Annotated in this window: 1 protein-coding gene and 1 pseudogene; both read left to right on the forward strand. The window is 72.7% G+C overall.

What is annotated here, in order from left to right; translation table 11 throughout:
* Positions 1-270: response regulator (locus tag N878_RS25515; RefSeq protein WP_036989475.1), on the forward strand; the 270-nt coding region annotated here is incomplete at its 5' end.
* A 185-nt stretch (positions 271-455) separates the two neighbouring features.
* A pseudogene (locus N878_RS29770) lies at positions 456-589 on the forward strand (MgtC/SapB family protein); the annotation flags it as partial.

Here is a 589-nt window from a genome sequence, read left to right on the forward strand (position 1 = left end):
CTGGAATGCGAACACCTGCTGAGCGAGGACGTGCGCCCGCAACTGGCGCTGATCGACTACCACCTCGACGAGGGCGAGACCGGCACCGAGCTGATGGCCTGGCTGCGCACGCGCCTGGGCGAGCCGGTGCCCGGCGTGGTGATCAGCGCCGACGGCCGCCCGGAGCTGGTGGCCGAGGTGCATGCCGCCGGCCTCGACTACCTGCCCAAGCCGGTCAAGCCGGCCGCCCTGCGCGCCCTGCTCAGCCGTCATCTGAGCCTGCGCGGCTAAGTGCGCGATTCGCCGCTGCAGCCGCTGCGAAGCGACTTCCGCGCGCGACGTGGGTGCCATCCGGGGAGTGCCTGCCCCGGGCGGCATCCGGGCTACCTCGGGTTTGCCCCGGCCAACTGATCTGCCGCAATACCCGCCGGCGCCGGCCGACTAGACTGCCTGCATCCCCCGCCCAAGGACGCGCCATGCCCGACGAGCTGCAGACCCTGCTGAATTTCGCCAGCGCCCTGGCCGCCGGCCTGCTGATCGGCGCCGAGCGCGGCTGGCAGGAACGCCATGGCGACGACACCCGCCTGGCCGCGGGCATTCGCACCTACGG

The sequence above is a fragment of the Pseudomonas sp. EGD-AK9 genome (assembly GCF_000465935.2).
Lineage (GTDB): Bacteria > Pseudomonadota > Gammaproteobacteria > Pseudomonadales > Pseudomonadaceae > Aquipseudomonas.